Source organism: Sphingomonas sp. FUKUSWIS1 (genome assembly GCF_000733135.1).
Lineage (GTDB): Bacteria > Pseudomonadota > Alphaproteobacteria > Sphingomonadales > Sphingomonadaceae > Sphingomonas > Sphingomonas aerolata.
This window is the reverse complement of the sequence record NZ_JPJC01000147.1, coordinates 1-2,418: the sequence shown is the minus strand read 5'-3', so window position 1 is coordinate 2,418 and position 2,418 is coordinate 1. Positions and strand designations below refer to the sequence as shown.

Sequence of the window (2,418 nt, the reverse complement as noted above, 5' to 3'; positions counted from 1 at the left end):
GGGCGCCGAGCCGGTCAAGTCGAACCCGGTGCGGCTGGGCGTGATCGGCACGGGCGACCGCGGCCGCGCGCTGATCCAGAACATCGCCAAGTCGCGCAACTGCACGGTCGTCGCGATCTGCGACAGCTATGCGCCGAACCTCGTCAAGGCGCAGCAATGGGCGCCGACCGCGCGGCGCTTTGCCGATCACCGCGCGATGCTCGATGCGCGCGGGATCGACGCGGTGGTCATCGCGACGCCGCTCGACACGCATGCGAAGCTCTGCTTCGACGCGTTCGACGCCGGGCTGCACGTCTGGTGCGAAAAGGCGATGGCGCGGACGATCGCCGATTGCGGCGCGATGATCACGCACGCCAAGGCGGCGGGCAAGATCCTTCAGATCGGGCATCAGCGGATGTTCCACCCGACCTACCTCAACGCACTGAAGCGCGCGCGCGCGGGCGAGATCGGCACGCTGACACAGATCCGCGCGAGCTGGCACCGCAACAATGCCTGGCGCCGCGCGGTGCCTGCCGATGCGAACGACCGGCAGATCAACTGGCGGCTGTACCGCGACCGGTCGGCAGGGCTGATGACCGAGCTCGCGACGCATCAGCTTCAGGTCGGTAACTGGTTTCTCGACGCGGTGCCGACGCGGGTGATCGGGTCGGGCAGCATCTGTTTCTGGAAGGACGGCCGCGAGGTCTATGACCATGTCGCGCTGATCTACGAATATAGCGGCGGGCGGAAACTGATCTACACCTCGCTGCTCAACAATGCGCGTTATGGCTGCGAGGAGCAGATCCAGGGCAGCAAGGGGACGATCGAGCCCGAGCTGGGACGCATCTATCAGGAAGTGCCTGCCAAGGTTCTGGCGTTGCAGCGGATGCACAAGGACGTCGCGCGCGGCCACAAGCGCACGGTGCCGATCGGCGGCGCGACCTGGTTCCCCGAGCTGCCCGTGACGACACCCGGCGAGTCGCTTGGCTGGGGCGAATATGACGAGACGATGCTGCAGTTCGAGGGCTTTGGCGAGGCGGTGCGCGCGGGCAAGCCGCTGCCCGGCCTGTTGCGCCAGGCCTATCAGGCGAGCGTCGCGTCGCTGCTCGGCGAGCAGGCGATGGACAGCAACCAAGCAATGACCTGGCCGACGAACCTGGTCGCGATCTGAAAGGGGATAGAGCTGTGAGCGACACCAACCGCCGGGGACTTCTCGGGCTCGGACTGACCGCCGGACTGGCCGCGGGCTTCGCTGCCGACGCGTTCGCGCAATCCGCCACGCGCGGCGACGCGCCGACCGAGGGGGCGGTGGCCAAGCCCGCGCCCGAAGCCAAATACCGCGTGCCGTTCGCGGTGATCGGGATGGACCACAACCATATCTATGGCATCACCGACGCGGTGATCCGCGGCGGCGGCGTGCTGACCGCCTTCTACGCGACCGATCCCAAGCAGATCGCGATGTTCCGCAAACGCTATGGCGACATCAAGCTGGCACGGTCCGAGCAGGAGATCCTCGACGACCGCGCGATCAAGCTGGTGTGCAGCGCAGCGATCCCCGTGCTGCGCGCGCCGCTGGGCATCCGCGTGATGCGCGCCGGCAAGGATTATCTGAGCGACAAGGCCGCGGTCGTGACGCTCAAGCAGCTCGCCGATGTCCGCCGCGCGATCCGCGAGACGGGACGCAAGTTCGCGATCATGTATTCCGAGCGGCTCGAGGTGCCCGCCGCGGTGATGGCGGGGCAGCTCGTCCATGACGGCGCGATCGGGCGCGTGATCCAGACGATCAACCTCGCGCCGCACCGCCTGTCCGCACCGAGCCGTCCCGACTGGTTCTGGGACCCGGCGCGCAACGGCGGCATTCTGACCGATGTCGGCAGCCACCAGGCGGACCAGTTCGTCTATCTGACGGGCAGCAAGCGCGCGCAGGTGCTCGCGTCGCAGACGGGCAATTTCGGCAATCCCGCGCATCCCAAGTTCGAGGATTTCGGCGACATGATGCTGAGCGGCGATGGCGGTGCGGGCTATGTCCGCGTCGACTGGTTCACGCCCGACGGCCTGTCGACCTGGGGCGACGGCCGCCTCTTCATCCTCGGCACCGAGGGCTATATCGAGCTCCGCAAATACGTCGACATCGCGGGACGTCCGGGCGGCAACCACCTGCTGATCGCGGACAAGAAGGGCACGCGCTATCTCGATTGCTCGAAGGTGCCGCTGCCGTTCGGACCGCAGTTCGTGACCGACCTGGTCGAACGCACGTCGGTCGCGCAGGATCAGGAGGGCGCGCTGCTCGCCGCCGAACTCGTGCTGACCGCGGAGGCGCGTGCGACTCCGGCGAAGCGATGACGGCGCGCCGCGGCGCGGCGGCCTGCACAGTGCTGCGCGCGATCGGCATCGGCGTGGCGCTTGCGGCGGCCGCACCAGCCGCACCGGGGCCGGGTC

2 protein-coding genes are annotated in these 2,418 nt (G+C 68.2%); both read left to right on the top strand.

From position 1 onward, the window contains the following. Window positions 1-1,150, top strand: a 1,150-nt coding sequence (locus sphsw_RS09980) for a Gfo/Idh/MocA family protein (protein WP_031440491.1), incomplete at its 5' end; no start/stop codon positions are given. Window positions 1,151-1,164: 14 nt separating this feature from the next. After that, window positions 1,165-2,322, top strand: a complete 1,158-nt coding sequence (locus tag sphsw_RS09975) for a Gfo/Idh/MocA family protein (protein ID WP_031440490.1) — start codon at window positions 1,165-1,167, stop codon at window positions 2,320-2,322. Window positions 2,323-2,418: the final 96 nt, after the last annotated feature.